This is a genomic window from Snodgrassella sp. B3800 (genome assembly GCF_026535865.1).
In the GTDB taxonomy this organism is placed as follows: domain Bacteria; phylum Pseudomonadota; class Gammaproteobacteria; order Burkholderiales; family Neisseriaceae; genus Snodgrassella; species Snodgrassella alvi_E.
On sequence record NZ_JAFNPH010000020.1, the window covers coordinates 1 to 757 of the forward strand.

1 tRNA gene is annotated in these 757 nt (G+C 32.5%); it reads right to left on the reverse strand.

The features are described from left to right. Window positions 1-83, reverse strand: a tRNA-Leu gene (locus tag J3U64_RS09925). Window positions 84-757: the final 674 nt, after the last annotated feature.

The following is a 757-nucleotide window of genomic DNA, read 5'->3' on the forward strand; positions in this document are numbered from 1 at the left end:
GCCCAGGAGAAGACTCGAACTTCCACACCATTGCTGGCACATGGACCTGAACCATGCGCGTCTACCAATTCCGCCACCTGGGCTTCTTTCACAACACTAAGCGCTGTGAGTCACATCAGAGAAGTTGTGCATTATATATTCTCAAGAGCAATTGTCAAGAGTATTATCTTTATGGATTGGCTGAGATTGATTATCAAAGGGAAGTTTGTTCAGCTTGATAATACCTACAAAATTCCAAGACACTTAATTAATTATCTGTATCTAATGCTTAATTAAAATATAAATTGTAAAAATATAGTACTTCAAATCCGTCTTGCATTCATCCTAGTCGGAAAATTTTTTATTTTTCCACATTAGCTGGTTATCGTGAAGCCTATTATTTTTTATTTAATACGCTTTAAATAAAAATTAAGTATCTCTGTTAAAAGTTTTTATAATCTATAATAATTGTTTTATAGATAATTTTGTACTTTATTATATTATGATATGTGTTTGATGCTACTTCATTTTTTTGCAACCAAATGAATTTTTACAGTAATACTGTTGATTATTTTAAATCGCAAACAGAATATTTTAACATAAATAATATCAGAATCAGGCTACAGCATCATTGGGTTACGTACCCAGCAATATAATCGAATATTGAGACATAAAAAAAAGATATCCAATAATTTGGATATCTTTTTTTTGGAATTCTGGTGCCCAGGAGAAGACTCGAACTTCCACACCATTGCTGGCACATGGACCTGAACCATGC